General features: G+C 66.9%; 27 protein-coding genes, 1 other RNA gene and 1 pseudogene. 12 read left to right on the top strand and 17 right to left on the bottom strand.

The features are described from left to right. Nucleotides 1–98: 98 nt before the first annotated feature. The 4 genes and pseudogenes from hflC to LZD57_RS05475 all read right to left on the bottom strand — a co-directional run. Nucleotides 99–1,025, bottom strand: a pseudogene (gene hflC, locus LZD57_RS05490) (protease modulator HflC); the annotation flags it as partial. Further along, nucleotides 1,025–2,164 (bottom strand): FtsH protease activity modulator HflK, encoded by a 1,140-nt coding sequence (gene hflK / locus LZD57_RS05485; RefSeq protein ID WP_233718299.1) that lies wholly within the window; start codon nt 2,162–2,164, stop codon nt 1,025–1,027. The gene hflK and the pseudogene hflC, both read right to left, overlap by 1 nt. Nucleotides 2,165–2,344: 180 nt before the next feature. Continuing rightward, a complete protein-coding gene (locus LZD57_RS05480) occupies nt 2,345–2,872 on the bottom strand; it encodes a dihydrofolate reductase (RefSeq protein ID WP_233718298.1) in 528 nt (175 codons plus the stop codon). After that, nucleotides 2,869–3,663, bottom strand: coding sequence for a thymidylate synthase (locus LZD57_RS05475; RefSeq protein ID WP_233718297.1), 795 nt, complete (start codon nt 3,661–3,663; stop codon nt 2,869–2,871). Before LZD57_RS05475 ends, LZD57_RS05480 begins: the two co-directional genes overlap by 4 nt. A 205-nt stretch (nt 3,664–3,868) precedes the next feature. On the opposite strand from LZD57_RS05475, the gene ssrA reads away from it, so the two are divergent. From ssrA to LZD57_RS05455, 4 genes are all read left to right on the top strand, one after another. After that, nucleotides 3,869–4,228, top strand: a transfer-messenger RNA (tmRNA) gene (ssrA, locus tag LZD57_RS05470). A gap of 66 nt (nt 4,229–4,294) precedes the next feature. After that, nucleotides 4,295–4,858: an SspB family protein gene (locus tag LZD57_RS05465; protein ID WP_233718295.1), complete on the top strand. Its 564-nt coding sequence runs from the start codon at nt 4,295–4,297 to the stop codon at nt 4,856–4,858. Nucleotides 4,859–4,868: 10 nt separating this feature from the next. Continuing rightward, the gene (locus LZD57_RS05460) at nt 4,869–5,063 is read left to right on the top strand and encodes a DUF4169 family protein (protein ID WP_233718293.1); all 195 of its coding nucleotides are present in this window, start codon (nt 4,869–4,871) and stop codon (nt 5,061–5,063) included. Between the two features lie 11 nt (nt 5,064–5,074). Continuing rightward, a complete protein-coding gene (locus tag LZD57_RS05455) occupies nt 5,075–5,332 on the top strand; it encodes a ribbon-helix-helix domain-containing protein (protein WP_233718291.1) in 258 nt (85 codons plus the stop codon). Here LZD57_RS05455 and LZD57_RS05450 read toward each other — a convergent pair. Both LZD57_RS05450 and LZD57_RS05445 read right to left on the bottom strand, forming a co-directional pair. After that, on the bottom strand, nt 5,310–9,179 hold the full coding sequence (locus tag LZD57_RS05450; RefSeq protein ID WP_255699801.1) for an AsmA family protein: 3,870 nt from the start codon (nt 9,177–9,179) through the stop codon (nt 5,310–5,312). The two genes, LZD57_RS05455 and LZD57_RS05450, sit on opposite strands and share 23 nt — an antisense overlap. A gap of 325 nt (nt 9,180–9,504) precedes the next feature. Continuing rightward, nucleotides 9,505–10,917: an FAD-binding oxidoreductase gene (locus tag LZD57_RS05445; RefSeq protein WP_233718287.1), complete on the bottom strand. Its 1,413-nt coding sequence runs from the start codon at nt 10,915–10,917 to the stop codon at nt 9,505–9,507. Nucleotides 10,918–11,124: 207 nt separating this feature from the next. Between LZD57_RS05445 and LZD57_RS05440 the strand changes: the two genes are divergently transcribed. Further along, nucleotides 11,125–11,685, top strand: a complete 561-nt coding sequence (locus tag LZD57_RS05440; RefSeq protein ID WP_420844748.1) for a thioesterase family protein — start codon at nt 11,125–11,127, stop codon at nt 11,683–11,685. Nucleotides 11,686–11,725: 40 nt separating this feature from the next. Here LZD57_RS05440 and LZD57_RS05435 read toward each other — a convergent pair whose 3' ends face one another. Next, a complete protein-coding gene (locus LZD57_RS05435; protein WP_233718285.1) occupies nt 11,726–12,649 on the bottom strand; it encodes a mechanosensitive ion channel domain-containing protein in 924 nt (307 codons plus the stop codon). 323 nt (nt 12,650–12,972) lie between these two features. Here LZD57_RS05435 and leuB point away from each other — a divergent pair, with 323 nt between their 5' ends. Together leuB and LZD57_RS05425 are read left to right on the top strand one after the other, a co-directional pair. After that, nucleotides 12,973–14,088: a 3-isopropylmalate dehydrogenase gene (gene leuB / locus LZD57_RS05430; RefSeq protein ID WP_233718284.1), complete on the top strand. Its 1,116-nt coding sequence runs from the start codon at nt 12,973–12,975 to the stop codon at nt 14,086–14,088. A gap of 89 nt (nt 14,089–14,177) precedes the next feature. Then, complete coding sequence (locus LZD57_RS05425; protein WP_233718283.1) at nt 14,178–15,368, top strand: BaiN/RdsA family NAD(P)/FAD-dependent oxidoreductase; 1,191 nt, start codon at nt 14,178–14,180, stop codon at nt 15,366–15,368. Here LZD57_RS05425 and LZD57_RS05420 read toward each other — a convergent pair. The 7 genes from LZD57_RS05420 to LZD57_RS05390 form a co-directional block, all read right to left on the bottom strand. Next, complete coding sequence (locus LZD57_RS05420; protein WP_233718281.1) at nt 15,365–15,676, bottom strand: BrnA antitoxin family protein; 312 nt, start codon at nt 15,674–15,676, stop codon at nt 15,365–15,367. The two genes, LZD57_RS05425 and LZD57_RS05420, sit on opposite strands and share 4 nt — an antisense overlap. After that, the gene (locus tag LZD57_RS05415; RefSeq protein WP_233718279.1) at nt 15,657–15,920 is read right to left on the bottom strand and encodes a BrnT family toxin; all 264 of its coding nucleotides are present in this window, start codon (nt 15,918–15,920) and stop codon (nt 15,657–15,659) included. Before LZD57_RS05415 ends, LZD57_RS05420 begins: the two co-directional genes overlap by 20 nt. Before the next feature lie 91 nt (nt 15,921–16,011). After that, complete coding sequence (locus tag LZD57_RS05410) at nt 16,012–17,631, bottom strand: BCCT family transporter (RefSeq protein ID WP_233718277.1); 1,620 nt, start codon at nt 17,629–17,631, stop codon at nt 16,012–16,014. Between the two features lie 479 nt (nt 17,632–18,110). After that, a complete protein-coding gene (locus LZD57_RS05405) occupies nt 18,111–18,647 on the bottom strand; it encodes a hypothetical protein (RefSeq protein ID WP_233718275.1) in 537 nt (178 codons plus the stop codon). Between the two features lie 5 nt (nt 18,648–18,652). Then, complete coding sequence (locus LZD57_RS05400; RefSeq protein ID WP_233718274.1) at nt 18,653–19,186, bottom strand: hypothetical protein; 534 nt, start codon at nt 19,184–19,186, stop codon at nt 18,653–18,655. A 178-nt stretch (nt 19,187–19,364) separates the two neighbouring features. Then, nucleotides 19,365–19,844, bottom strand: a complete 480-nt coding sequence (locus LZD57_RS05395; RefSeq protein WP_233718272.1) for a DUF2214 domain-containing protein — start codon at nt 19,842–19,844, stop codon at nt 19,365–19,367. Between the two features lie 27 nt (nt 19,845–19,871). Next, entirely contained in the window at nt 19,872–20,276 is a 405-nt protein-coding gene (locus LZD57_RS05390; protein ID WP_233718271.1) for a DUF6152 family protein, read from the bottom strand. A gap of 389 nt (nt 20,277–20,665) precedes the next feature. On the opposite strand from LZD57_RS05390, the gene rpsF reads away from it, so the two are divergent. The 5 genes from rpsF to LZD57_RS05365 all read left to right on the top strand — a co-directional run bounded on the left by rpsF (nt 20,666) and on the right by LZD57_RS05365 (nt 24,835). Next, nucleotides 20,666–21,121 (top strand): 30S ribosomal protein S6, encoded by a 456-nt coding sequence (rpsF, locus tag LZD57_RS05385; RefSeq protein ID WP_233718269.1) that lies wholly within the window; start codon nt 20,666–20,668, stop codon nt 21,119–21,121. A 6-nt stretch (nt 21,122–21,127) separates the two neighbouring features. Further along, nucleotides 21,128–21,376 (top strand): 30S ribosomal protein S18, encoded by a 249-nt coding sequence (gene rpsR, locus LZD57_RS05380; RefSeq protein ID WP_233718267.1) that lies wholly within the window; start codon nt 21,128–21,130, stop codon nt 21,374–21,376. A gap of 188 nt (nt 21,377–21,564) precedes the next feature. Continuing rightward, the gene (locus LZD57_RS05375; protein ID WP_233718265.1) at nt 21,565–22,530 is read left to right on the top strand and encodes a hypothetical protein; all 966 of its coding nucleotides are present in this window, start codon (nt 21,565–21,567) and stop codon (nt 22,528–22,530) included. Nucleotides 22,531–22,611: 81 nt separating this feature from the next. Further along, nucleotides 22,612–23,208: a 50S ribosomal protein L9 gene (gene rplI / locus LZD57_RS05370; RefSeq protein WP_233718264.1), complete on the top strand. Its 597-nt coding sequence runs from the start codon at nt 22,612–22,614 to the stop codon at nt 23,206–23,208. A gap of 349 nt (nt 23,209–23,557) precedes the next feature. Then, nucleotides 23,558–24,835, top strand: coding sequence for an SAM-dependent methyltransferase (locus tag LZD57_RS05365; protein ID WP_233718263.1), 1,278 nt, complete (start codon nt 23,558–23,560; stop codon nt 24,833–24,835). Between the two features lie 164 nt (nt 24,836–24,999). Here LZD57_RS05365 and LZD57_RS05360 read toward each other — a convergent pair whose 3' ends face one another. The 3 genes from LZD57_RS05360 to LZD57_RS05350 form a co-directional block, all read right to left on the bottom strand. After that, nucleotides 25,000–25,365: a hypothetical protein gene (locus LZD57_RS05360; protein ID WP_233718261.1), complete on the bottom strand. Its 366-nt coding sequence runs from the start codon at nt 25,363–25,365 to the stop codon at nt 25,000–25,002. An 80-nt stretch (nt 25,366–25,445) separates the two neighbouring features. Next, on the bottom strand, nt 25,446–25,985 hold the full coding sequence (locus LZD57_RS05355) for a chemotaxis protein CheD (RefSeq protein WP_233718259.1): 540 nt from the start codon (nt 25,983–25,985) through the stop codon (nt 25,446–25,448). Beyond that, nucleotides 25,982–26,371: a response regulator gene (locus LZD57_RS05350; RefSeq protein WP_233718257.1), complete on the bottom strand. Its 390-nt coding sequence runs from the start codon at nt 26,369–26,371 to the stop codon at nt 25,982–25,984. The genes LZD57_RS05355 and LZD57_RS05350 overlap by 4 nt, the downstream gene beginning before the upstream one ends. Between the last annotated feature and the right edge of the window lie 16 nt (nt 26,372–26,387).

Raw genomic sequence — 26,387 nt, 5'->3', positions numbered from 1 at the left:
TCGGGCGACACCACGCCGGCAGGCGAGGATCCGGCAGCGGGTTCGACCGCGCTCGACTGGTCGGCCGGCGGGACGGAATTTTCCGGCGAAGCGTTCTCCGGCGCGCGCTCGCCCGTCGGCGCCGACGAGGAGGAAGAACCCTCGGCGCCCGCGCTTCCACCGTTGAAATAGCGGAAGAACTCGGAGTCCGGCGCCAGCACCATCGTCGTCCCGGAATTCTCCAGCGCCGTGCGATAGGCCTGCATCGACCGATAGAAGTCGAAGAATTCCGGATCACCCTGATAGGCATCGGCGAAGATGCCGCTGCGCTCGGCGTCGCCCTGACCCTTGACGATCTCGGAGTCCTTGCGGGCGGTGGCGACCGTTTCGGTGACTTCGCGATCGGCGGCGGCGCGGATCTCGCGGGCCGCGACCTGACCGCGCGCCCGCAGCCGCTCCGCCTCGGCGAGGCGCTCGGCCTTCATCCGCTCGTAGGTCTGCTGCGAGACTTCCTGGGTGAGGTCGGTGCGGCGGATGCGGACGTCGTCGATGTTGACGCCGAGGCTCGCCGCGTCCGGGCGGATTTCGTCGCGCACCTGACGCATCATCTCGCCGCGCTCGTCAGACAGCGCCGCCTCGAAGCCACGCAGGCCGTAGACCCGGCGCAGGGCCGCGTCGAGACGGGTGCGCAGCCGCTGCTCGGCCTGCGGCACCGAACCCGAGACGGTCTGCCGGAATTTCGCGGCGTCGGCGATGTTGTAGACGAGGAACGCGTCGACCTCGTAGAACTTGCCGCCCGAGACCTGGACGCGGATGTCGTCGAGATCGAAGCGCAGCAACCGGTCGGGCAGCATCTGCACGTTGTCGGCGCCGATGAAGGACAGGGGCATCTTGAAGTAAAGCCCCGGCTCGTCGACGACCCGGCGGATCTCGCCGAAGCGCAGGACGATCGCCTGCTCCCGTTCGTTGACGACGAAGACCGAGTTCCACAACAAGAGCGCTCCGACGGCAAGGACGATCAGAATGGCGTAGAAACGATTGGCCATCAGTTGTTCGTGCCCCTCTCGGTGGTCCCGCCCTGGCGGGCGGAACTGTTGCGGGTGATCTCGTTGAGCGGCAGATAGGGAACGACCCCCTGCCCGCCGCCGGGCGCGTTCTGATCGAGGATGACCTTGGAGGAATCCTTCAACACGCCTTCCATCGTCTCCAGGAAGAGACGCTTGCGGGTCACGTCGGGGGCCTTGCGGTATTCTTCGAGAACCGAGGAGAAGCGCTGTGCCTCGCCCGTCGCCTCCTGGGTCACCCGGCTCTTGTAGGCCGCCGCGTCCTCGCGGATCTGCGCCGCCTCGCCCCGGGCCTGGCCGAGCTGCTTGTTGCGATAGAGATTGGCCTCCTCGACGAAGCGGTCCTCGTCCTGCTCGGCGCGCTGCACCTCGTCGAACGCATCGGCGACCTGCGACGGCGGCGCGGCGTCCTCGATCGAGATGGCATTGATGCGGATGCCGGCCTGATAGGAGTTCAGGGTGTCCTGGGTGATCTGGCGAACCTCGTCGGCGATGCCGGCGCGATCGTCGCGGAAGACGTCCTGGACCGGGCGGCGGCCGACGACTTCACGGATCGCGCTCTCGGAAACCTGCTGCACCATCGAGACCGGATCGTCGACGTTGAACAGGAAGTTCTTCGGATCGTCGACCTGATAGAGAACCGCGAACTGGACGTCGACGATGTTCTGATCGCCCGACAGCATGAGACCGGAACTGTCGCCGCGCTGGTTCGAGCCGAGCGTGATCTGGCTTTCGACGACCGGCACCGTGTCGACGGTTTCGAACGGCCATAACAGGAAGTGCAGCCCCGGTTCGGAAAGCTCGGCCTTCGGCTTGCCGAACAGCATCTCGACGCCGACCTCGTCCGGCTGGACGGTGTAGACGCTCTTGAACAGCCACAGCACGCCGCCGACGATGAGCACCAGAAGCACCCAGCCGAAGGCGGACTTGCCGCCGCCGCTGCCGCCGCCACCGGGCATCGCCCGACGCAGGCGATCCTGACCGCGGCGCAGGATGTCCTCCAGATCCGGCGAATTTCCCCCGCCGCCCGAGGGCCGTGGTCCCTGCGGACGCTGGCCCCAGGGACCACCGTTTCCGCCGCCTTTCCAGCCCCCGTTGCCGGTCTGATTGCTCCAGGGCATCGATGTCCTTTCAATGGTCCGGGAAAATCGGGTCTCGATCCCCTCGAAACCCGCGCGTAACGCGCGCTCAGCCCTTATAAGTACTGAAAAATCGGCTTTCAACGCGTCGGTGACGTTTTCGGGCCCGGCGATGGCCGCAACGTTACGATTCGATGAGCGTCCGCCCCCGTTCGCCCCACCTCAGCGCGTGGCGGCAATGCGCCGATAGATGGTGAAGCGCGTCGCCGCGCTGTCGCGCTCGCCCTTTGCCGGACCCTCGCTGTGGACGGGCTCGAAGATCGCCGGATCGATCGCCGGAAAGCCCGCGTCACCCTCGGGCGCGGCCATGACCTCGGTGACGTAGAGCCGTTCGAGCCGCTCGAAGAAGAGGCGATAGATTTCCCCGCCGCCGGCGATCACGATTTCGTCCGCGCCGCGTGATTCCGCGCACGCGGCGGCGATTTCGAGCGCCGCTTCCGGGGTCGCGGCCAGATGCGCCCCTTCGAACGGCACGCGGTCCCCGCGCGTGAGGACGATGGTGTCGCGGCCGTCGAGGACGCGGCCAATCGACTCCAGGGTCTTGCGGCCCATGATCATCGGCTTGCCCATGGTCAGCCGGCGGTAGCGCTTGAGATCGCTGGGGATCGACCAGGGCATCGCACCGTCCCGCCCGATCACGCGGTTCTCGGCCATCGCCACGACGGCGACGAGGGGGACCGCGCCGCTCACACCGAGACCTTCGCCGCGATGTGGGGATGGGCCTCGTATCCTTCGATCGCGATATCCTCGAAGCGGAAGGCGAAGAGATCGTCGATCTCGGGGTTGAGTGTCAGGCGCGGCAGCGGCAGCGGCTCGCGGGTGAGCTGCAGCCGGGCCTGATCGAGATGGTTGCCGTAGAGATGGGCGTCGCCCAGCGTGTGGACGAAATCCCCCGGCTCGAGCCCGCTCACCTGCGCGACCATCGCCGTCAGAAGCGCATAGGAGGCGATGTTGAACGGCACGCCGAGAAACACGTCGGCCGAACGCTGGTAGAGCTGGCAGGACAACCGGCCCTTCGCGACGTAGAACTGAAACAGGCAGTGGCACGGCGGCAGGGCCATCTCGTCGACCAGCGCCGGATTCCAGGCCGAGACGATCAGGCGGCGCGAATCGGGCGTCTTGCCGATCGCGTCGAGAAGGTTGGCGATCTGGTCGACGTGGCCGCCGTGATAGTCCGGCCAGGAGCGCCACTGCGCCCCGTACACCGGGCCGAGCTCGCCGTTCTCGTCGGCCCATTCGTCCCAGATGCGGACGCCGTTTTCCTTCAGATAGGCGATGTTGGTGTCGCCCTTCAGGAACCACAGGAGCTCGTGGACGATCGAGCGGATGTGCAGCTTCTTGGTCGTCAGCAGCGGAAAACCGGCGGCAAGGTCGAACCGCATCTGATGGCCGAAGACCGAGCGCGTCCCGGTGCCGGTGCGGTCGCTCTTTTCCACGCCTTCGGTGAGGACGCGATCGAGAAGGTCGAGATACTGGCGCATCGTTTCCCCATGGCGGGACGAAGTGAACCGGAAAGCCAATCCGGACGAAGCAGGCGAAAGGCGGCCTGGTCGGCACAGGCCTTCCCGTCACACAGGAAGTGGCGAAAACTCGGCGGCGAGTCGACTCCGGCGGGAGCGGTTTCCCCCAAAACTTCTGCCCGGCCACCGTTCCTTTCGCCTCGGCGAGGCGTCCGCGGCCGATCATCCTCTTTTCACACGAGGGTAATATCCTTATATTCGGCTCGCCGGGCATTCGTCCGGCTATGGCGATAAACGTTCGATGGAATAAGCCTTTCGGACCCGGGGGCGGTACCCGGCGCCTCCACCACATGCCAGAGCGGCGGTTCTGGCATGTGGCGGGGGCGAAATAGGATCGACGAGGGTGTAAAGATCGAATTTTCGCTCGGCATGGTTCCGCCGTTATCGGGCCGAAAAAATAGTTGCCAACGACAACTATGCGGAAGCTCGTCTCGCTGCGTAAGCAGCGCGAACGCTTCAATTCAAGTCCTGGGGGTTCGCACTTCTAGGCGGGGCTCGGAGGCGCCTGGCAACAGAAGCCTCCACTTTTCATGATCCGGCATGCGGAAGAAACCGCGCTCGGAAAGGGGACTGAGGGGATCGGAACGCCGGAATGGGCCAGGATCTTATTCGTTACGACGTTCTTGCGCAGGAGGCTCTTCGCGGCGTCATCCGCAAGGTTCTCAGCGAGGTGGCCAAGACCGGCCTGCCCGGGGAACATCATTTCTTCATCACCTTCCTGACCTCGGCTCCGGGTGTGCGGATTTCCTCGCGGCTGCGGGAGAAATATCCCGAGCTGATGACCATCGTGGTTCAGCATCAGTTCTGGGACCTGCAGGTCACCGAGGCGTCCTTCGAGGTCGGGCTGTCCTTCTCGGACATTCCCGAACGACTGCTGGTGCCGTTCAGCGCGATCCGCGGCTTCTATGACCCGGCGGTGAATTTCGAACTGGAATTCGACGTGCAGGGCGCCGTCGCGGCCAACGCCGAGAGCGAACCGCAGGAGCCCGCGCCCGCGCCGACGCCGCTCTCCACGACGCAGATCCCGGGTCCTTCAGCCCGCAAGGGCAAGGACGCGGCCAAGGCGGAAAAAGCCGGCGGTGACGGAGAGGTGGACGAGGCGGACCGCAAGGACGCCGAGGTCGTTTCGCTCGACGCCTTCCGCAAGAAGACCTGAGACGGTCGCCATGGGCGATCTGGTCAATCTGCGACAAGCCCGCAAGCAACGCGCGCGCGACGAGAAGGAGCGTCTTGCCGCCGAGAACCGCAAGCGGTTCGGGCGCGGCAAGCTCGAACGGACGCGCGAAGCGGCCGAGCACCGCCGCAAGGAGGCGGTGCTCGACGGTGCGAGGATCGATCGGCCCGAAAAACCCGGCGCCTGACGAAGGTGACGGTGATCAAGCGATCCGTCTCGATCAGCGGCCATCCGACGTCGATCAGCGTCGAGGAGCGTTTCTGGCAGTGTCTGCGCGAGATCGCGGCCCGGGAGGATCTGCCGCTGGCAAGGCTGATCGCGAGGATCGACGCCGAGCGCGATCCGGCCGCCAATCTCTCCTCGGCCATCCGGCTCTACGTTCTGGAAGACGCCCTCGCGCGCGCCGCGACGGGCGCGGAACCCGAGGGCGCGTTCAAAAATCCAGAGGATTGGTGACGCCCGGCAGCGACTGGAAGTCCGGCTTGTCGGCGTTGCTCGCATTCGGCAGAGGCCGATCGAAGGTCAGTGCCGGCGGAACGTCGCGATTGGCGTTGCCGCCGCGCGCCGGCGGAGTGGGCTTTTGCGGCGCCTCCCGGCGTGGTGCGGCCGCAGGCGGAGGCTGCGACTGAGCGGCCTTCCTGGCCGCAGCCTCGCGCGCCGCCTGCTCTTCCGCCTCCCGCCGGGCCTGCTCTTCCCGCAAGGCTCTGGCCTTTTCCTCCTCGGCCGCCTTCCGGCGCGCCTCGGCCTCTGCGGCGCGATTTTCGGCGACGGTCTCGCGCCAGCGGTAGAACCGCGCCTCGCGGCGCAGCCGCAGCTTCTCCTCGAGGCCCTCCTGCATCGCCTCGACCCGCGCCTGTTCGCGCTCCAGCGCCCGCACCGCGAGATAGTTCGTCAGCGCCGTGGCATCGAGATCGATCTCAGGCGCGGAGATCCGGCCCGCCAGCCCATAGGTCACGACCGGTTCGGCTCCCTCGACGCGCTCGAGCCCCGGATCGAGCGTCAGCCTCATCTCGCCGCCGAGGCCGAGGCTGGCGAGATCGAGGCTGGCATCGATGGTCAGACGGGAATCCTCCCCGGCCAGTTCGACCGGGGAGAGTTTGAGCGTCCCCCCCGTCACCGCGAAATCGGCGCTCGCCTGCGGGATGTCGAAGGCCCTCTCCTGGCTGAGCGATCGGAAGGTCTGCGCCGCCTCCGCCTGCGGCTTGAAGTCGGGCGCGTTCGCGGCGGCCAGAAGCGGCTGCACGATCGCGGCGGGCACACCTGGCAGCCGGGCGTTGGTCAGCGTCAACCCGCCGGCGCCGGACATCGCCGCGACGAGAGCCCGATAGGACTGGCCGCTCGAATCCAGCCGGATCTCGCCGTCGAGCCGGGCCGGCCCCTCGCCGCCGGAAACGGCCGGAGCCAGCGCCGAGAGATCGAGGCCGTCGGCATAGGCCGCCAGGGAGAAGCCGGCGAGCCCGTCGGCATTGCGCATGACGAGGCTGCCGGCGGTCTCGGCGCCGCCGAACTCGGCACGGACGTTCTTCAGAGACGCGGAGGTCGGCGTCAGTTCGAGGCTGGTCGTGACGTTCGACAGCGTCAGCCCGCCGCCGAGTTCCATCCGGCCGGCCGAGAGGTCGACGGCCGCGTCGAGCTTCGGCAGCAGCCCCGGCGTGAACGCATCCCGCGACCAGGACACCTCCCCCGATGGTCCCAGCGGCGGGCGGCCATAGACGAGATTGGCGAGCCAGGGGAGCGACAGATCGGACAGGACGAGCTTGCCGCCGAGCGGCTTGCCGGCCGGCTCGACCAGATCGCCCGAGACGTCGACGCCGGCGATCTTGCCGTTGATTCCGGCGATCTGCCATGCCCCCTGACCAAAGATCACGCCGGCGTTCATCTGGACAGGCACCGCGTCGAAGGACTGGCCGAGATCGATCGCCAGCGTCCTCATCCACGGCGCGACGTCCTCGCTGTCGACGTAGAAGGAGAGATCCGCCCCCGTGACGCCCTCCGGCGTCACGTCGACGCTGCCGTCGAGGCTGATTTCGTTGCCCGGCGCGCGCATCGTCGCGCTGGCGACGGCCGGCCCGGTCTCGGCGGCGGAAACCGACAGTTCGACCTCCAGCGGCGACGGCGGCTCGGCCTCTGCCGCCGCGATCCCCAGCTGGCCGAGCAGAACCGCCGGCCGGTCGTTCTCGAGCCGCAGATCGAGGCCGAAGCGGCCGCTTTCGACGGCGGCGTAGATGCCGTTCTCGACCGCCGATTCGAGGTCGATGTTGGTGCCGTCCGCCGTGCCGTCGAGCCGGACGAGGAGGGTCGGCTTCTTGCCGGTCTCGCCTTCGGTCGCCTCGACTTCGCCGGACAGTTTCAGCGGCGCGAGCCTTGCGGCGCGCGGCGCCAGGACGTCGATCAGCGGAATGCCCGGGAAGATGCGTTGCAGGAAGGCGAAGAAGCGCTGCGGCTCCCGGGACTCCAGCTCGACGTCCAGTTTGCCCTTGGCGTCGCCACCCGAAAGATCGGTGAGGCTGCCCGAAGACGTCAGCCGCGCGCCGGCGAGGCCCTCAATGCGCAGCCGGTCGACCGAAAGGGAATCGCCGTCGAAGCTGAGATCGGCGTCGACGGCATCGGCGCTGGCGCCGGCATAGGTGATCGGTCCGGCCTGCAGCGCCAGGTCGAAACGATCGGCCTCGGCGAGCGAGCGCTCGCGGCCGGTGAAGAGGCGGGAGAGCGCGAGGACGGCATCGAGATCGACGGTCCCGCCGGTCAGATCGGCGCTCATCGTGGTCGCGCCGTCCGCCTCCTCGCGGGCGATCCGACCCTTGATCGGGTTGCCGCCGACGTCGACCTCCAGCGCGTCGAAGACCTGACGGTCCGCCGTCAGCGTCGTCTTGGCGGAAAATCCCGCCCGGGGCAGCGCCCGGACCGCCGGATCGACGTTGCCGGACAGCCAGTCCGAAAAGCCGGACGGCTGCTGGGAGGCGACGAGGAGATCGCCGTCGAAGGTCAGCGCGCCGTCGATGCCGAGTTCGCCGGAGGCCTCGATGCGCGTCCGGCCGGGGACCTCGGCAACGAAGCTGTCGAGCTTCCAGCCGGTCGGCTGCGGCCGTGCCACGACGGCGACGTCGCGGATCGTCGTGTCGCCGGCGGTCACCACCGGCAGCGAAATCTCGACCGTGCCGTCGATCGTCGGCCGCGGCACCTCGGCAAGGACCGAGCGCATCGCCTCGACGCGCCGCGCCATGCTGTGCTGCGGCGCTTCGTCCGGCGTTTCGGCGCCGCGCAAGGCCCAATCCGGCGTCCCGCCGTTCCTCGCGGCGTTGCCGCCGAGGGCGTCGACATTCACCTGCTCGCCCTCCAGGGCGACGTCGAAACGCGTCTCGTCGCCGTAATCGAGGCTGCCGCTGCCGGTGAGGACATAGGGCTGCGGCCCGCCGCCCGCCTCGACCCGGAGTTCGGACACCGCCGCGCGTTCCGGGGTCAGGGTGATCGCACCGCTCGCCCGAAGCGGGGCGACGGCGGGCTTTTCGCCCGCCGGCTCGTCATCTTCGCCGTCGGCGCCGAGGCTCTCGAACGGGCTTTCCGCATCCGCCGCTTCGAGCGGCGCCGGCGCCGGGCGGATCAGGCTGACGCTGCCGGCGAACTGCGGCACCGCACCGGAGGCGGTGGCATTGCCGTCGAGGACGATCTGGGCGTCGAGGTTCCGGTTGCCGGCGGTGAGCCGCACCGGCATCGCACCGTCGTCGCCCGGAATGCCGGTCGACAGGTCGAACGTCACCAGATCGCCGTCGACGCTGAACGAGCCGCTGCCGTCCACCGGCCCGGCGAGCGATCCGGCGGAGAGCGTCGCATCGATGTCGAGGAGGGTCTTCGTCCGCCCCCGGGCCTCGTCCTCGATCACCACCATGCCGTCGTTGACGGCGACGTTCTGCAGGACGACCCGCGCGCCGGTCGGGATCTTCGGATCGTTCGCGACCCAGGTGATCGTGTCGTCCGGGCGCAGCGGCAGCCGCACCCGCGGCCGGTCGAGGGTCATGGAATAGATGTAGATCTCGCCGGAGAGATAGGGCGCGAGCTCGGCATCCATGCGAAACCGATCGACCGTCATCAGCGAGGAGCCGTTCTCGTCCTCGACCTCGACGTCGTTGAACGTCACCGAAGGAAACGGCAGGAGCCGCGCCGAGGCGGAGCCTTTGACGATGACCTTGCGGCCGAGAATCGACGAGGCCTCGCGTTCGAAATCGGCGCGATAGGCCGTCCAGTCGACGAAGTAAGGCGCGACCAGCGCTGCGAGGAGCACCAGAACGAGCAGTCCACCGAACAGGACGAAGGCTCTGACCAGCTTCCGTTCTCCCTATCGCCTCATCACCCGGTCCCCACCGAAATGCCGCCCGACACCCCCGGAACGCGGCACGCGCCGCGGGGCGCGCGAAGGCCGCTCCAGTCCACCCGCTCCGCGCATCGAGGCCGTCGAAAGCCGATCGCGCCGATCCGGCCGATCCCGGTGCCCTCCCCGGCGCCTCCCGCCTCGTCCCGAACCGGAGCGGGGGCGAGCAGCCGTCGCACCGGATGCGCGCCCGGTCATGACGAAACGGAGCCCTGGAGGATAGGCCAGAACAGACCCGGAATGTCGAGGGGTAATTGTTGCGTCACAACATGAAGATTTTGCCAGGGTTCATGATGTCGTTCGGATCGAGGGCCGCCTTGATCATCCTCATGAAGTCCACCGTCTCGCCGAGTTCGGCGGCGAGATAGCCGCGCTTGCCCTGCCCGATGCCATGCTCGCCGGTGCAGGTGCCGTCCATCTCCACCGCCCGGGCGGCGAGCCGCGCCATGAAGGCTTCCGCCGCGTCGATCTCGCGGCCGTCCGTCATGTCGAGAAGCAGGGTGACGTGGAAGTTGCCGTCGCCGACATGGCCGATGATCGGGCCGATCAGGCCGTTCGCCTCGATGTCGGCCTGGGTTTCGCCGATGCAGTCCGCCAACCGCGAGACCGGAACGCAGACATCGGTGGCGATCGCCCGGCTGCCCGGCCGCAGCTGCATCGAGGCCCAGTACATGTCGTGGCGCGCCTTCCACAGCCGGCTTCGCTCTTCCGGCCGATTCGAGGCTTCGAGCGCCCCGCCGCCGTTGTCGGCGGCAATCATGCCGAAGGTCTCGGCCTGCTCGGCGACGGAAGCGGGCGAACCGTGGAACTCGACGAAGAGCGAAGGCTGCGGCTTCAGGTCGAGCTTGGCATAGGCGTTTGCCGCCTCCATCGACTGGGCGTCGAGCAGCTCGATCCGGGCGACCGGAATGCCCGTCTGCACCGTCTGGATCACCGTGTTCACCGCGTCGCGCACCGAGGGAAACGGACAGACGCCGGCCAGCACGTCTTCGGGAATGCCGTAGAGCTTCAGGGTCAGCCGGGTGATGATGCCGAGCGTTCCCTCCGAGCCTACGAGAAGCCGCGTCATGTCGTAGCCGGCCGACGTCTTCTTCGCCCGCCGCGCGGTCTGGATGATCCGGCCGTCGGCCATCACCGCGTTCAGCGAGACGACGTTGTCGCGCATCGTGCCGTATCGCACGGCGTTGGTGCCCGAGGCCCTGGTCGCCGCCATGCCGCCGAGGCTGGCATTGGCGCCGGGATCGATCGGGAAGAACAGGCCGGTGTCGCGCAGGTGCGCGTTCAACGCCTCGCGGGTGACGCCCGGCTCGATGACGCAGTCGAGATCCTCCGCATGGACGGCGAGGACGCGGTCCATGCGCGACAGGTCGATCGACACCCCGCCCTGCGGCGCGTTGACGTGCCCCTCGAGCGACGAGCCGGTGCCGAAGGGGATGATCGGCGTGGCGTTCGCCGCGCAGATCCGCACCACCTTCTGGACCTCGGCCTCGGACGCGGCGAAGACGACGGCGTCGGGCGCCTGGTTGGGCAGGTAGGTGGTCGTGTGGCCATGGGCGCGGCGAACGTCCTCGCCGGTGACGAGGCGCTCGCCGAAGCTTTCCCGCAGGCTTGCGACGGTGGCCGCGATGCCGGTCCGCACGGCCGGTCGTTCGGCCAGAATGTCCTTGAGCGCCATGGGGCCTCTCTCCTTGCCGCCGTCGATCGGCACCGACGGAGGGAATCGTCTTTTCGTACCGACCACCATGCGCCCGGACGGGCAGGAACATCAATGCCTTGCCGAGCGCGACGGCGACCTGCGCCGCATTTGCCGCGTCCCGCCCTTCTGCCACGGCGAGCCTGCCGGGCAAAGCTCGCCCCGGGCGGCGGGCGAGGAACGGCCGGCATGGCAATTGACATCTGCCGATACCGGCGCGAACTCGCGGGGACGGATCCGTCAGACGAGAAGGCCGACACCATGGACGAAACGATCGCCGCGCCGTTCCGCTCCCGCGAACTGTCGCTCGAACCCGGCTGGATCGACTACAACGGCCATCTCAACCTCGCCTATTATCACGTGCTCTTCGATCGCGGCATCGACGATCTCTACGACGCGATCGGTCTCGGCGAGCGCTACCGTGAGCGGACCGGCTTCACCACCTACACGGCCGAAGCGCACGTCCGCTACCTCAAGGAAGTGCCGCCGGACGCGAGGGTCCTCGTCTCGACGACGATCGTCGGGCTCGACGCCAAGCGCCTGCACATGTTCCAGGAGATGCACCACACCGACGGCTGGCTGGCGGCGACGCTGGAGAATCTGAGCCTGTCGATCGACCAGCGCGGCCCGGCGCCGAAGGTTGCGCCGTTTCCGGCCGAGACGTTCGAAAGCATCGAGGCGGCCTACGCGGCGCATTCGCGGCTGCCGCGCCCGGCCGCGCTCTGCCGGGCGATCCGGCCGCTCGGCTGAGCCGGACGAAGCGCCGCATCCCGGCTCGGCCGTTGCCGGCTCACGCGGCCCTGGCGGCGTCCCGGCGCTCCTTCGGCGCGGTTTCGCGGAGCTGGCGGGCGAGTTCGGAGAGTGCCGCTTCGGCGCCGCCGGTCCTCGGGTGAGCGCCCTGTGCGCCGATGCCGAGTTCGTCCAGCACCGAAAGGGTGATCGCCTGTTCGAGCTGGCGCGCGTCCTTGGCGAGGCAGTAGATCATGACGTGGAACTGCAGCTTGCCGATGTCGCTGGTCGCGACGCTGACCTCCGTCTCCGGCCCGGCCGTCTCGAAGCCGGCCTTGCGCGCGGCGAACTGATGGAATCTCGAGGCGAGTTCGCGGTCGGGCGCGAGCGCGTCCTGCGCCGCCGCCTCAATCGCCGCGATGACGCGTCCCGGCAGATGCGCCTGTTCGAGGGTCAGGGTGAAGCGATGCGGCGCGTAGTGGCGCGGCTGCGCCTCGACCTTGACGGCGCCAGTGAGCAGCACAGAGTTCGGCAGCATCACCGTCCGGCCGGTCCCGGACGCCCCGAGATTGCGCGACGGCAGCTCGGTGATCGTCGTCGAGAACAGGCCGTGGTCGATTACCTCGCCATGGATGCCGCCGATCTCGATGCGGTCTCCGACCTTGAACAGATGGCCGCCGAAACGCAGCATCGAGCCCGCCGCGCACATGATCAGCTCCTTGGTCGCGACGACGACGGCGACGAGCACCGCCGTCAGCGACAGCATCATGTCCTGGATCTCGGACAGCCAGATGGCCAGGATCCCGACCGCGAGCACGACATTGCAGATCGCCCTCAGCTTGAACCGGTGCCGCCGCACCAGCACCGGGTCCGACCGGCGCCCGATCAGCGCGTCGCCGATCATCCGGCAGGCGAACAGCGCCGCGATCATCACCAGCGTCACGGTCAGATTGTCGGCGATACGCGGCGGAATGAAGAAGGACAACGCAAAGGCTCCCGCCGGCGTCCAGACACCCATGAAAGGCGACGACGCTCCGGCTCGACGAACGGTTTGAACTCGACCCGATATGACGCCGACACGGTTAATCGGAGCTTTACCGATTGTGGTCATTTCGAGGAGTTTTCGGGGCCTCGCGCGCCGTCTTCACACCCGCGCTGCGCCGTTCGACGAGAGACGTTGCCGCGGACGCGCGCCTCATCGTCCGATCACCGCCGCCGCCGCGAATTGTTGCAAAGGCGCCGCGCAAATTCTATCCCGGTGCCGCTCATACGGCTTTTTTCCATCACTCCAGAACGATCGAGACCACCATGGCATCGAAGAGGCTCCTGCTCCTGCCCGGCGACGGCATCGGCACCGAAATCATGGCCGAGGTCGAAAAGCAGATCGCCGTCCTCAACGACGTGGCGGGTGCCGGCTTCGAGACCGAAACCGCGCTCGTCGGCGGTTCGGCCTACGACGCCGAGGGAGCGCCGGTCTCCGACGCCACGATGGCACTGGCGCAGGCCGCCGACGCGACGCTCTTCGGGGCCGTGGGCGGGCCGAAATGGGACGGCGTTTCCTACGATAAGCGTCCGGAGGCGGGCCTGCTGCGCCTGCGCAAGGAGATGGAGCTCTTCGCCAATCTGCGCCCCGCCATCTGCTACCCGGCGCTCGCCGACGCCTCCTCGCTGAAGCGCGAGATCATCGAGGGCCTCGACATCCTGATCCTGCGAGAGCTGACGGGCGGCGTCTATTTCGGCGAGCCCAAGGAGATCGTCGATCTCGGCAACGGCCAGAAGCGGGCGATCGATACCCAGGTCTACGACACCTACGAGATCGAGCGCATCGCGAGAGCCGCCTTCGACCTCGCCAGGACGAGGACCGGCAAGGTCACCTCGATGGAAAAGCGCAACGTGATGAAGTCCGGGGTCTTGTGGAACGAGGTCGTCACCCGCGTCCACCGGGAAGAGTATCCCGAAATGACGCTGGAGCACGAACTCGCCGACGCCGGCGGCATGAAGCTCGTCAAGGCGCCGAAGCAGTTCGACGTCATCGTCACCGACAATCTCTTCGGCGACATGCTGTCCGACATCGCGGCGATGCTGACCGGCTCGCTCGGCATGCTGCCCTCGGCCTCGCTCGGTGCCGTGGATGCGAAAACCGGCAAGCGCAAGGCGCTCTACGAGCCGGTCCATGGTTCGGCGCCGGACATCGCCGGCACGGGCAAGGCCAACCCGCTGGCGATGATCGCCTCGCTCGCCATGGGCCTGCGCTATTCCTTCGCAATGATCGCCGAGGCCGACGCGCTGGAATCCGCCATCGCCGAGACGCTGGAGGCCGGCATCCGCACCGGCGACGTCATGGCGCCGGGCTCGACGGAAGTCGGCACGAGCGGCATGGGCGACGCGGTGGCCGAGCGATTCCGGGCGAAGCTCGCGGGTTGAGTGGGGCGAGCTGGCATAAGTCACAGAACACAAGTCCGGGCGGAGCACGGAGGCTTCAATGAGCCCCTATGCTCCCGTTGAAGACTAGAATGTCCTACGACGCGATCATTCTCGGGGCCGGCGGCGCCGGCCTTCTCGCCGCCGCAACCGCCGGACAGGCTGGCGCGCGGATTCTCGTCGTCGATCATGCGAGCGAGGCCGGCAGGAAGATCCTGATTTCCGGCGGCGGACGCTGCAACTTCACCAATCTCGGCGTCGAAGCTCGCTGCTTCCTCTCCGAAAACCCGCATTTCGTGAAGTCGGCGCTGAAGCGCTACACCCAGTGGGACTTCCTCGCCCTCGTCGAGGCCCATGGCATCGCCTGGCACGAAAAGACCCTCGGCCAGCTGTTCTGCGACGGCTCGGCCCGGCAGATCGTCGACATGCTGCTCGCGGAGTGCCGTCGCGGCGGCGTCGAGATCCGGCTGTCGACGCCGATCGGCGAGATCGGCCATGCGGATGGTCGCTTCACGGTCGGTCGGGATACTGCGCCGAACCTCGTCATTGCCACGGGCGGGCCGTCGATCCCCAAGATGGGGGCGACCGGCCGGGCCTATGCCATCGCCGAACAGTTCGGTCTGAAGGTCGTCACGCCGCGCCCCGCGCTGGTGCCCTTTACCCTCGGGGGCGAGGAGCGGATGTTCAAAGAAATCTCCGGCATCGCCTGCCCGGTCGTCGCGCGGGCCCGGGGCGCCGCCTTCGAAGAGGCGGCGCTGTTCACCCACAAGGGCCTCTCCGGTCCGGCGATCCTGCAGATCTCCTCCTACTGGTCGCCCGGCGAGACGATCTCGCTCACCGTTCTCGCCGATGCGAGCGACCACCTGCGCGCCGCCAAGCGCCGGATGCCCCGTGCGCATCTGAAGGCCGCGCTCGCCGAACGCCTGCCCAACCGTCTCGCCGAAGCTCTCACCGCCCGCATCGGCATCGACGCCGAACTCGGCGCCCTGCCCGACAAGGCGCTCGACGCGGCGGCCGAAACACTCACCCGCCTCACCTTCCGCCCCACCGGTACGGAGGGCTACGCCAAGGCCGAAGTCACCGCCGGCGGCATCGACACGGCGGAGCTGTCGTCGAAGACCATGGAGGCCCGCAAGCTGCCCGGCCTCTACGCCATCGGCGAGGCCGTCGACGTCACCGGCTGGCTCGGCGGGTATAATTTCCAGTGGGCGTGGTCGTCGGGCGTCGCGGCGGGGCGGGCGATCGGGGCAGCGGACGGGAAGAGGCGGCCAGCCGACGCCTAGAGTTCGGCCTTTTTCAGAATCTCGTTGATCCTGGACTGCCACCCTTCCCCCGTCGCCTTGAACTTGGCGATGACGTCCGGATCGAGCCGCAGGGAGATCTGCTGGCGCGGCTTTTCGATCTTCGGCCGGCCCCGACTGCGCTTGATGCTCGCGTCGAGCTTGGGAAACATCGCGTCGAAGGGCTTTGCAGCAGCAAAATGCTCCGCGGTCCATTCAGGGTTGTCGGCTACTTCATCCCAATCGGATTTCGTATAGCCATTCGCAGCAGCGTGCTCCGGATCGAAAACCTTATCGCTGGAATTCGTCATGGAACCTCCTTTCGCCTGGCGAGGCAGGACGCATGCTGATGACGGAAACGGCCTCGGAACCGAGCGGCTTGAATACGACAGAGACGGTCGAAGACGGCTCGAGCGGTCCGATCGCCAGAAATCGCCCGTCGCGGCTTGCTGCAGTCACGGCGGCCTCGAAGAACTCCGTCGTCAGCGATCGAAAATCCAGTCCGTGCTTGGCAATGTTGGCGTAACGCTTCGGCTCGTCCCACACGATCCTCATGTAATTTATGTATCACAAAAAATAAAGCGGTGGCGGAAAACCCGCCACCGCTCGACCCGATGCCGTTCGGCATTCGAACGAAGAACCGCCCTCACCCGCCGCTCGCCAATCCCGGCGGGCCCTTCAGCGCGTGTTCGTCGCGGTAGGGGTCCGGCGTGTTGACGTCGGTTTCCTTCTCGGTCTGGAACCACTGGTCGGCGCGGTAGAGGACGAGCTTGTCGCGCCCGAGGCCGCGCAGGAGCGAATACATCATCACCAGCAGCACGAAGGCGAAGGGAAAGCCCGCGACGACGGCCGCCGCCTGCAGCGCCTTGAGACCGCCGGCGACGAGCAGCATCGCCGCGATCGCGCCTTCGGTGATCGCCCAGAAGAGCCGCTGGATGCGCGGCGGATCGGCGTGGCCGCCGGCGGTCAGCATGTCGATGACGAAGCTGGCGCTGTCGGACGAGGTGACGAACCAGACGACGATCATCACGATGATGATGCCGCCGATCAGCGGCGTTCCCGGGAAATACTCGATCAGCTTGAAGATCGCGTCGCCATAGTCGGCCTTGGTGGCCTCGATCAGCCCCGGATTGCCGTCGAGTTCCATCTTGACCGCGGTGCCGCCGAAGGCCGTGAACCAGAAGAACAGGATCGAGGTCGGGATGAGAAGGACGCCGAGCAGGAACTCGCGGATCGTCCGCCCGCGCGAGATGCGGGCGATGAAGATGCCGACGAAGGGCGACCAGGAGATCCACCAGGCCCAGTAGAACAGCGTCCAGTCGACCTGCCAGTTGGTGCCGGAATAGGCCTCGACCCAGAAGCTGAACCGGATCAGGCTGCCGATGTAGTTCCCGACGTTCTCGATGAAACTGTCGAAGATGTAGAGCGTCGGTCCGACGACGACGAAGAAGGCGAGCAGCGCGAAGCTCAGATAGATGTTGAAGTTCGAGATCCGCTTGATGCCGCCGTCGAGACCGAGCATCACCGAGATCGTCGCGAAGGCGGTGATGATCGCGATGAGGCCGAGCTGGATGAAGATGTTGTCCGGCACGCCGAGGAAGGTCTGAAGCCCGGAATTGATCTGCATCACGCCGAGACCGAGCGAGGTGACGACGCCGAACATCGTGCCGAAGACGGCGAGGATGTCGACCGCGTGGCCCCACGGCCCGTAGATGCGCTCGCCGATCAGCGGATAGAGCACCGAGCGGATCGAAAGCGGCAGGCCCTGGCGATAGTGGAAATAGGCGAGCGACAGGGCGACGATGCAATAGATGCCCCAGCCGTGCAGGCCCCAGTCGAAGAAGGCGAGGACCATCGCCTGCTTTGCCGCCTCGACGCTTTCGGCCTCGCCCATCGGTGGCGAGAAGAAGTGGAACAGCGGCTCGGCGACGGCCCAATAGAGAAGACCGATGCCGATGCCGGCGGAAAACAGCATCGCGATCCAGGACATCAGCCCGTATTGCGGCGTCTCGGTCTGGGCGCCGAGCCGGATGTCACCGAAGCGCGAGAAGGCGAGATAGACGGTGAGGACGAGGGAGAGATTGGTGACGAGGATGAGGAACCAGCCGAAATAGTCGGCGATGGCCGTCTGGGCGCCCTGGAACACCGTGTTCGCGGTCTCCGGAAAGCCCGCCCCGAAGACCAGGAACCCGATGATCAGCGCCGCGGAGGTCAAGAAGACCGGGTGGCTGACATGGGGAAACGGCCCGAGCGGACCGGTCTTCACGCCGGTGCCGTCCTTTTGCGCCCGGCCTTCCCCGGCGCGTCGGCCGCGGTCGTCGCTCGTTGCTGTCGTCAAATTCCGGTGACCCGTCCGCGTTGTTCGTCGACGACTACGTGAACCCGCTCTACGCAACGTCAAGGGCAGCCGCCTCATCGAAAAGTCGAAGGCAGGATCCGGTCGCCGGTCCCGGATTTGTCTTCTGGACGCAACTCTTCGACGTCTGACGCGTTCTCGCTTCAGGAAATTCTGACAGGAGATGAAAGATGATCAGGAGTATTCTGAAGACGATCGTCGTCGGCTGGATCGCCAAGAAATTCCTCGAGCGGGACAAGCAGCCCCGGCACGCCCCGCCGCCGCAGCGCGAACCGCGCCGGGTCTGACGCGGCGCTCACCCTCGGGAATGAGCCATGACGGCGGTCGATCGAAGGATCGGCCGCCATTTTTCGTCGACGATCGCCCGCGGCAGATCGAGCCGACCTACCTCATCCCGTGTGCCGCCCGCGCGCGCGTCCGACGATCTGCCGGTCGTCCGTCGGGCAGCTGGACTCGGCTTCGACGTACCAGCCGCGGGCCGTCCAGTTCCGTCCGGCGAAGATCTCCTCGCGGGTCGCCCCCGTCCGCAGGGCGGCATCGAGGGCGTAGAAGTCGAAGCAGTTGGCTCCCCGCCTTGCGACGAGGAAACAGCCGCCGTTGATGCCCTGGCTGCGATAGAAGGTGCAGAACCTGCCGTCGGAGGCACTCCAGTCCCCGGTCCAGAGCCCCAGCCGATCTCGATAGGACAGGGTCCCGTCGGTCGCGTAGGACTCCGACCAGGGGGTCGCGTCGGCATAGACGCCCTCGAGGTTTCGGCCAGACAACACCGCTACGAGCCCCGGTTCGTCGAGGATCATGGTCTCTGCGAGCCCGGCCTCCGGCGCCGCGGTGCTCCAACCCGTGCCGGGATGACTCCCGAGGAAAACGATCGCCAGGATCAGGGGAAGCAGAAAACGCCTCGGCGTGTCGGGCCGGCCCGCGAGCATCGGTTTCACTCCCCGCCCGGACTGAGGCTCTCGGCAATGGGCGGGCAGGTCGATGCCTCCGCCCGTCGCCAGGCCCGCGCCGCGAAGTCGGCCCCGTTTCGAATGGCCGCAGCCGAGGCGGTCGGGCGAAAATTCTCGCCGGTGTCGTAGAAGTCGTAACAGTTGTCGCTCCGCCGCCGCACCAGGAAGCAGGCCTCCTGCAGCGCTTCGTCGTCGTAGGTCGTGCAGAAGCGGTCACCATTCACCGACCAGCGGCCACTCGTCTGGTCGGCTGCATCGCGGTAGCTCAGCGACCCGTCGAACCGGTAGACTTCGCTCCACGCTCCGCCATCCGCGGAATAATAGCCGTCGAGGTCCTGTCCCGCGAATGTCCGTTGCAACTCGCCCGGCGTCATCGCGCCCGCCGGATCGGGGTAAAGCGCGAGCGAGGTCGCCTCGGCTCGACCGGTGGCAAAGTCACCCGAGACGAGCGGGCAAAGCGTGAAGGCGAGCGACGCCACCCCGGCTCGCACCCGGGGCGAGACTGCAAACCCGGCCATGTTGCTCCTCTCGACGTTGCGTCGGCCACTGTGCCGGTAAGCGCGCGCCGAGACCAGCGAAAACGACCGGCTTCGCCGCCGGAAGCTGCATCCGGCGCTCGTTCGTCGGACCATCATAAGTCCATCGTGCAATGCCGTCACCATCAAACTGCCGTAGCGGAATATCGCGTTGGCAACCTCACGCCATGAACGCGATGAAGCGACCCGCGACGATCGCCGCAGTCCAGATCAGCAGGGAGACGGCCGCCGAGAGGACGACCGCGGCGGAGGCCGCGCCGGTGACTTTCATCGCCCGGAAACCATGGGTCGCATGCAGCGCGCCGGCATGGAGAAGCCCCACTGCCACGAGGAGGAGCTTGACCCGGAACGCCGGGTTGTCCGCATAGTCGAAGGGCTGGACGGAAAACAGGATCAGCCCGGTGGCGATCGCGACGCAGAGCCCGGCTCCCGCGACGACCGGCACCAAGCGGGCAAGCGGCGCGAGATGGTCGCTTCGCGCCCTGGTCAGGACGGCGAGATCGAGCGTGACGATGGAGCCGTAGAGCGTCGCGAATGCCAGAATGTGCGCCGCATTGACCAGCGGATAGAGGATCCGCGAGGCCTTCAGCGCCTGGGCCGTCGAGGACTCGGCGATCGCGCCGAGAAGGGCTTCGAGCATCGCGCCGCCCCGATCAGGCCGAGGGCGTCACGCGTCCGGCTTCATGGATTTCTGCCGGTTGGGATAGACGTCGTAGGTCTTGCCGCCCACCGTGACGGTCTCGGCCTTGAAGCGCCGCTCCCCGGCGTCTTTCGAACGATGGCCGGTGAAGATCGCCCGATCGCCGGGCTTGGCTTCGCCATCGACGAAGCCGGCGCGCTCGGTGGCATAGGGCGGGGCGAGATCGACTTCCCAGACACCGTCCTCGGCCTCGACCTGAAGATGGGCGTGCGGATTGCCGAGGGAGATCTCCGTGATCGTGCCTTCGAGCCGGCTCTCCTGCTCCTCCGTCCACGCCCAGCCGTGATGGGCGAAGGCGGCGACGGGGCCGGCGAGCAGGCCGGCGCCGACGACGAATGCGGCGGCGCCGCGCGAGATGAACGAGCTTGGCATGGATCACTGTCTCCCGTTAAGGTTCCTGCGGTCGTCGGTCGGCTCGTCGCCGCCCGATCTCCACACTCACCCGTCAATACGCCGCGACGGGCACTCCGATCCGTCAAGCCGGCGTGATCCACCTCGTGAACGGCCGAGGCCTTGCGTTTTATCCCGGCACGGTGTATCGCCCGCCCCGTCAAAGCCCGGTTTTTCAGCTGGGGGCTGAACGGAAGGCTGCCGGTTCGCCGGCTTCATGGCGCTGGAATGTCGCCTGCTTCCCGTGTCTCCGCTCTCGACCGCTCTCGACATCGCCTTTCCGAAGCGGCCCCAGGGCCGACCAGGGAAGTCGCAGAGGCTTAGCCGCTGGATCGGGCTCAACACGGACGTATTGGAAAGGCGTTACGCGAATGGCTCTCTACGAGCACGTATTCCTATCGCGCCAGGACATCTCGAACCAGCAGGTCGACCAGCTGGTGGAGACGTTCCGGGGCATTCTCGAGACCAATGGCGGCAAGGTCGTCAAGGTCGAGAACTGGGGTCTGAAGACCCTGACCTACCGCATCAAGAAGAATCGCAAGGCGTATTACACGCTGCTCAACATCGACGCGCCTTCGACCGCCGTCGACGAGCTGGAGCGCCTGATGCGCTTCAACGAGGACGTCCTGCGCTACATGACCATCCGCGTCGAGGCGCATGAGGAAGGTCCCTCGGCGATGATGCAGAAGCGCGACGACCGGCCGCGCCGCGGCGGCGACCGCGATCGGGGCGACAGGGGTGACCGCGGCGATCGTGGCGACCGGGGCCCGCGCCGCGACCGGGACGACGACCGTCCCCGCCGCCCCCGCGACAACGATTCGGAGTAAGTTCAGATGGTCGATATCGCACAGCTTCCAACCCGCCGGCCGTTCCACCGCCGTCGCAAGTCCGATCCGTTCTCCGGCTCCGATTCGCCGAAGATCGACTACAAGGACGTCCGTCTCCTGCAGCGCTACATCTCCGAGCGCGGCAAGATCGTTCCCTCGCGCATCACCGCGGTGTCGCAGAAGAACCAGCGGGCCCTGGCCAACGCCATCAAGCGCGCCCGCTTCCTCGGCCTTCTGCCCTACGTGATCAAGTAAGATCCGCGCCGTCCCTCCTAGCGGAGGGGCGGAAGAAGGGGCCCGCAGGGGCGAACGACTCGATCGCGCGCGGAAAATAGCCGGGCGCGATCGTCATGACGATCACCGCGAGGACATCCCTCCGCGGCGATCGCGTTGGGGCCCGGAGCGGCCTCTAACTGCGAAATGCGCAGGACAGCGACCGGACGATGAAGCCTTCGAATTTCCTCATAGCCATTGCGGCGGGAGCGGCCAGCGCGCTGCTCTTCGTCGGGCTGGTCGTCCAGTCGGGTTCCGCCGTCACCCTGGCGCTCGCCGCACCGATTCCGATCTTCATCGCCAGTCTCGGCTGGGGCAGCCTCGCCGGCTTCCTCGCGGCCGTCGTCTCGGCGGGGCTCGTCGCGGCGATTTCCGGCCTCGTTTCGGGCGGGGTCCTGCTGTTCGCCGCAATGAGCCTGCCGGCGGCGATCGCCGGCCACCTTGCGGGGCTGGCGCGGCCGATCGCCGAGGACGGCTCCGGCCAGGCGGAACGCGCCGCCGGACAGGCAGGCGAACACCCGCAACTCATGTGGTTCCCTGTGGAACGCGTCCTCTTCGCCATCGCGGCGATGGCGGCCCTCGCCTGCGTCGGGCTCGGCTGGTATTTCGGCTACGACGTGACGGCCCTGAAGCCGGAAATCGTCGACACGCTGCGCGAGAGCGGCAATGCCGGCCAGATGAGCGACGTCGAGTTCGAAGCGGTCGCGACGCTGCTCCTGTCGCTGATCCCCCTGGTGCAGCCGGCGGTGTTGACGCTGGTGCTGGGCCTCGGGCTCTACGTCGCCGCCTGGCTCACCCGCATCTCCGACCGGCTGCCGCGGCCGAAGGACGATCTGCCGACGGCGCTCCATCTTCCGCCGGCGGCGCTGTTCGTCTTCGCGGCGGGCCTTGCGGCGAGCTTCACCTCCGGCCCGGTGGAGCAGATCGCGCTGGTCGTCTGCGGCGCCTTCGGCATGGCGTTCACCCTGGTGGGTCTCGGCCAGCTCCACGCCCGCACCCGCGGCCGCTCGAACCGCGTGCTTTTGCTCGTCGTCTCCTACGCGGCGATCATGATCCTCTCGTTTCCGCTGTTCGTATTCACCTGCCTCGGCCTCTACGACACGATCAGGCGGATGCGTCCCGCTTCCACGGCCTGAGACCGAAGCGCCCAATCTTCCCGGCCCGAGCCGGACATTCGAAGACAAGTCAGAAACCCAGAAAGAACAAGGAAGACAGACATGCAGGTCATTCTCCTCGAGCGTATCGCCAGACTCGGCCAGATGGGCGACACGGTTCGCGTCCGCGACGGCTATGCGCGCAACTACCTCCTGCCGACCGGCCGGGCGCTGCGCGCCAACGAGGCCAACCGGGCCCGCTTCGAAGCCCAGAAGGCCCAGCTGATCCAGCGCAACGAAGAGCGCAAGACCGAGGCGCGCGGCGTCGCCGAGACGCTGGACGGCCGCTCCTTCGTCGTCGTCCGCTCGGCCGGCGAAACCGGCCAGCTCTACGGCTCGGTCTCGACCCGGGACATTGCCGAGATCCTCGCCAATGAGGGCTTCAAGATCGGCCGCAACCAGGTCGAGCTCAACCAGCCGATCAAGGCGATCGGCCTGCACAAGGTCGAGATCAGCCTGCATCCGGAGGTGACCGTCGAGGTTCAGCTGAACATCGCCCGCTCGCCGGACGAAGCCGAACGGCAGGCGCGCGGCGAGGACCTGACCTCGGCCGACGCGATCTACGGCGCGGACGAGCCTGACTACGCCCAGGAAGACGAGGCCGAGGAAGACGAGGCCGAGACGGAGGATGAGGCCGAGGCAGGCGAGCCGGCTGCATAAAAACAGCCGACGAATGACGATTTGATGTCGAAAATATGAGCCCCATACCAATGGGGCTCTTTTCATATGCGCCGAGATCCTTAGGATTCCCGTTGTAAGTTGAACGAGCAACCAGTACCCGACGGCAGAGTCCAGCCGCCGCGGTCTCTGGGGCCTCGGGTGACCACCTGAACGCAATCCGCGGGGACATCGAAACGGACGGGGAAGACGGCGAGCGGGGGGCTCGACAGTCGGTGAACGTCCGGTTTCCTGGCGACCGTGGGGAAGGTGCGCCGTCGTCGCGACGGGTCGCCTGGCGGGCTGCGGGCCACCCGGTGCTCCGACGGCTCTTGCCAGGAGATCGGCGCCAATGAATCGCATTCTCAAATACTATCTCGACACACTGATCCACACCGGGACCTTCAGCGTCATCGACGCCGGCGGAAACCTCCGCACATGGGGCGACGGCACCGGCGAGCCGCTCACCGTCCGCTTCAATTCGCATGCGGCGGAGCGGGCGGTGGCCCTCAATCCGAGCCTCAGATTCGGCGAAGTCTACATGAACGGCGGAGCCGACGTCGTCGAAGGCACGATGTACGACGTGCTCGCCCTGATCTTCCAGAACGCCGGCAACCACGTCACCAGCCGGCCCTGGATGCGGGCGATCGAACGGATGCGGCGCGTCGCCCGCGGGATCGTCCAGTACAATACGCCCACCCGCGCCCGCTCCAACGTCAAGCATCACTACGATCTGTCGGGCGCCTTGTACGACCTCTTCCTCGATGAGGACCGGCAGTATTCCTGCGCCTATTTCGAGCGCCCGGACGCCACGCTCGAAGAGGCGCAACTCGCCAAGAAGCGCCATATCGCCGCCAAGTTGAGGCTGGACCGCGACGACCTCAAGGTCCTCGACATCGGTTGCGGCTGGGGCGGCATGGGCCTTTATCTCGCCGGCAAGCTGTCGGCCGACGTCGTCGGCGTGACCTTGTCCGACGAGCAACTGGCGATCGCCCGGCAACGGGCCGAAGACGCCGGCCTGAGCGAGCGCGCCGAATTCCGGTTGCAGGACTATCGCAAGACGCAGGGCCCGTTCGACCGGATCGTCTCGGTGGGCATGTTCGAGCATGTCGGCGTCGGCTTCTACGACGCCTATTTTTCCCACTGCGCCGAAATCCTGAAGGACGACGGCGTGATGCTGTTGCATACGATCGGCCGCTACGATCCCCCCGGCAACACCAACGCCTTCATCCAGAAGTACATCTTCCCCGGCGGCTACATCCCGGCGCTGTCCGAGGTGATGGCGGCGGCCGAGCGCAGCGGACTGATCGTCAGCGACGTCGAGATCCTGCGGATTCACTATGCCGAGACGCTGAAGCACTGGCGCGAGCGGTTTCTCAGCCGTCGCGACGAGGCCAAGGCGCTCTACGACGAACGCTTCTGCCGGATGTGGGAGTTCTACCTCGCCGCATCGGAAACCGCCTTCCGGTGGCAGGACCTCGTCGTCTTCCAGCTGCAGTTCACCAAGAGCCTCGACACCCTGCCGATCACCCGCGGCTACATGGCCGCCGAGGAAGAACGTCTGCGGCGGCTCGACGAGCCGGGATCCGGAAACGTCGCCGATCTGCGCCGCTGCGAAGCGGCCGAGTAGCGGGCGACGCTTCGTAGGCGAACGAACAACGACGAGCCCGCGGCAGGGTCTGCCGCGGTCTCGTCGTTCGACGTTGAGACAGCACTGCCTCGCAATGGCGTACCCTGCCCGGCGTGACGCTCCTCGGCCGGGCGATCCTCGGAAAACCGCCTGGCGAGCGAATGTCAGCCGAACAGTTCGAGATCGCCGTGGTCGTCGTGATCGTCGTGATCGTCGTTGGCGACCGTGTCGTCGATTTCCGCCTTGTGGAGCCGCTGCTTCAGTTCGGAAAGCCGGATCTTGTCGAGCGCCGAGCCGATCGTGACGGACCAGCCCTCACCCGTCTCCTCGCCGACGGCGGAGACGAAATTCGACAGGTTGTCGAGAACCTGGGTCGTATGGTCGATCTTCTGCACCGCCCGGATGTAGCTGGGGTCGCGGGAGAGATGCTCGTGACAGACGAGGTGGTGCATTTCCTCGGCGGTGACGGCGAGCGAGCGCAGTTCCTCGGCCAGAATCTGCAACAGGCTGGAGATGGGAAGGGACGTCATTGGCACTCTCGACTGGTCTGGCCTGTCGGCGGTTTTCTTGAAGACGGACACGCAGACGTCTGTGCCGCCGACGGTGTCGGTCAGAACAGGTCGACGTCGCCGATCGTTTGCGGCGCCCTGACCGGAGCTGCCACCGGGATCTTCGGCATCGACGTCTCCTCGAAGAAGATCTGCCGCGCCCGGCCCGAATGGGGCCAGTATTCGATCCTGCGACCGCGCGTGCCGCCGAGCGATCCGCCGAGATAGCGGATGTTTTCCATCTGCAGGAAACGTTCGGCGAAGGCGGCGTTCTTGGCGCCGACGTCGGAGAGGCCGTCGACGGTTCGGGCGCCGCCGAAGAGCTTCGCCTCGAGATGTCCGCGCCGGGCCCCACGCGTCAGCAGACCGTTGACCAGGACCTCCATGAGATAGAGGCCGAAGCTCTCGGCCCGCCCGGCCTCCGAGCCGCCGCTTCCCGGCAGGAGAAAGTGGTTCATGCCGCCGACGCCGGCCTCGGGGTCGCGGATGCAGGCGGCCACGCAGGACCCCAAGAGCGTGGTCAGGACGGTATCCTCCCCGCGCTCGACCCTCGCCTCGCCCTGCATGATGTGAATGCGGTTCTGCCGACCTGCCGTGATCATTGAAGTCGCCCCACGACCGCTTCGATGGTCTTCTTCAGGACCGGCACGGTGATCGGCTTGGCGAGAAAATTGTTCACGCCGAGCTGTGCCGCCTTCATGACCAGTTCGCGGTCGCCCTTGCTGGTGAGGATGATGAAAGGCGTCTTCTTCGTCGCACCATAGGAGCGGATCGCCTTGAGTAGCTGAATCCCGTCGAGCTTCGGCATGTTGAAGTCCGAGATGATGATGTGACAGGGTGTCTGCATCATCGCCTTCAACGCTTCCTCGCCGTCGCAGGCGAAGACGATCTGCTTGATGCCGAGCTGCTCCAACGCGTCGCGAATCAGCATGCGACTGGTTCGGTGATCGTCGACGATCAGGACTTTGAGATGATTTGCGATGCTCATGGGGCTATTCCTTCCG

The sequence above is a fragment of the Jiella avicenniae genome (assembly GCF_021390325.1).
GTDB classification, from domain to species: Bacteria; Pseudomonadota; Alphaproteobacteria; order Rhizobiales; family Rhizobiaceae; genus Jiella; species Jiella avicenniae.
The sequence above is the reverse complement of the archived record's forward strand: the minus strand, read 5'-3'. Positions and strand labels throughout refer to the sequence as shown.

Excerpts from the sequence above, each read along its gene's own strand:
- rpsR (WP_233718267.1), top strand. The coding sequence starts at position 21,128 with ATGGTCGATATCGCACAGCTTCCAACCCGCCGGCCGTTCCACCGCCGT.
- LZD57_RS05390 (WP_233718271.1), bottom strand. The coding sequence starts at position 20,276 with ATGCCAAGCTCGTTCATCTCGCGCGGCGCCGCCGCATTCGTCGTCGGC.
- LZD57_RS05405 (WP_233718275.1), bottom strand. The coding sequence starts at position 18,647 with ATGCTCGCGGGCCGGCCCGACACGCCGAGGCGTTTTCTGCTTCCCCTG.
- LZD57_RS05360 (WP_233718261.1), bottom strand. The coding sequence starts at position 25,365 with ATGACGTCCCTTCCCATCTCCAGCCTGTTGCAGATTCTGGCCGAGGAA.
- LZD57_RS05475 (WP_233718297.1), bottom strand. The coding sequence starts at position 3,663 with ATGCGCCAGTATCTCGACCTTCTCGATCGCGTCCTCACCGAAGGCGTG.
- LZD57_RS05440 (WP_420844748.1), top strand. The coding sequence starts at position 11,125 with ATGGCAATTGACATCTGCCGATACCGGCGCGAACTCGCGGGGACGGAT.
- LZD57_RS05425 (WP_233718283.1), top strand. The coding sequence starts at position 14,178 with ATGTCCTACGACGCGATCATTCTCGGGGCCGGCGGCGCCGGCCTTCTC.
- LZD57_RS05350 (WP_233718257.1), bottom strand. The coding sequence starts at position 26,371 with ATGAGCATCGCAAATCATCTCAAAGTCCTGATCGTCGACGATCACCGA.
- LZD57_RS05355 (WP_233718259.1), bottom strand. The coding sequence starts at position 25,985 with ATGATCACGGCAGGTCGGCAGAACCGCATTCACATCATGCAGGGCGAG.
- LZD57_RS05460 (WP_233718293.1), top strand. The coding sequence starts at position 4,869 with ATGGGCGATCTGGTCAATCTGCGACAAGCCCGCAAGCAACGCGCGCGC.
- LZD57_RS05365 (WP_233718263.1), top strand. The coding sequence starts at position 23,558 with ATGAATCGCATTCTCAAATACTATCTCGACACACTGATCCACACCGGG.
- rplI (WP_233718264.1), top strand. The coding sequence starts at position 22,612 with ATGCAGGTCATTCTCCTCGAGCGTATCGCCAGACTCGGCCAGATGGGC.
- LZD57_RS05445 (WP_233718287.1), bottom strand. The coding sequence starts at position 10,917 with ATGGCGCTCAAGGACATTCTGGCCGAACGACCGGCCGTGCGGACCGGC.
- LZD57_RS05420 (WP_233718281.1), bottom strand. The coding sequence starts at position 15,676 with ATGACGAATTCCAGCGATAAGGTTTTCGATCCGGAGCACGCTGCTGCG.
- LZD57_RS05400 (WP_233718274.1), bottom strand. The coding sequence starts at position 19,186 with ATGGCCGGGTTTGCAGTCTCGCCCCGGGTGCGAGCCGGGGTGGCGTCG.
- rpsF (WP_233718269.1), top strand. The coding sequence starts at position 20,666 with ATGGCTCTCTACGAGCACGTATTCCTATCGCGCCAGGACATCTCGAAC.
- leuB (WP_233718284.1), top strand. The coding sequence starts at position 12,973 with ATGGCATCGAAGAGGCTCCTGCTCCTGCCCGGCGACGGCATCGGCACC.
- LZD57_RS05395 (WP_233718272.1), bottom strand. The coding sequence starts at position 19,844 with ATGCTCGAAGCCCTTCTCGGCGCGATCGCCGAGTCCTCGACGGCCCAG.
- LZD57_RS05465 (WP_233718295.1), top strand. The coding sequence starts at position 4,295 with ATGGGCCAGGATCTTATTCGTTACGACGTTCTTGCGCAGGAGGCTCTT.
- LZD57_RS05415 (WP_233718279.1), bottom strand. The coding sequence starts at position 15,920 with ATGAGGATCGTGTGGGACGAGCCGAAGCGTTACGCCAACATTGCCAAG.
- LZD57_RS05375 (WP_233718265.1), top strand. The coding sequence starts at position 21,565 with ATGAAGCCTTCGAATTTCCTCATAGCCATTGCGGCGGGAGCGGCCAGC.
- hflK (WP_233718299.1), bottom strand. The coding sequence starts at position 2,164 with ATGCCCTGGAGCAATCAGACCGGCAACGGGGGCTGGAAAGGCGGCGGA.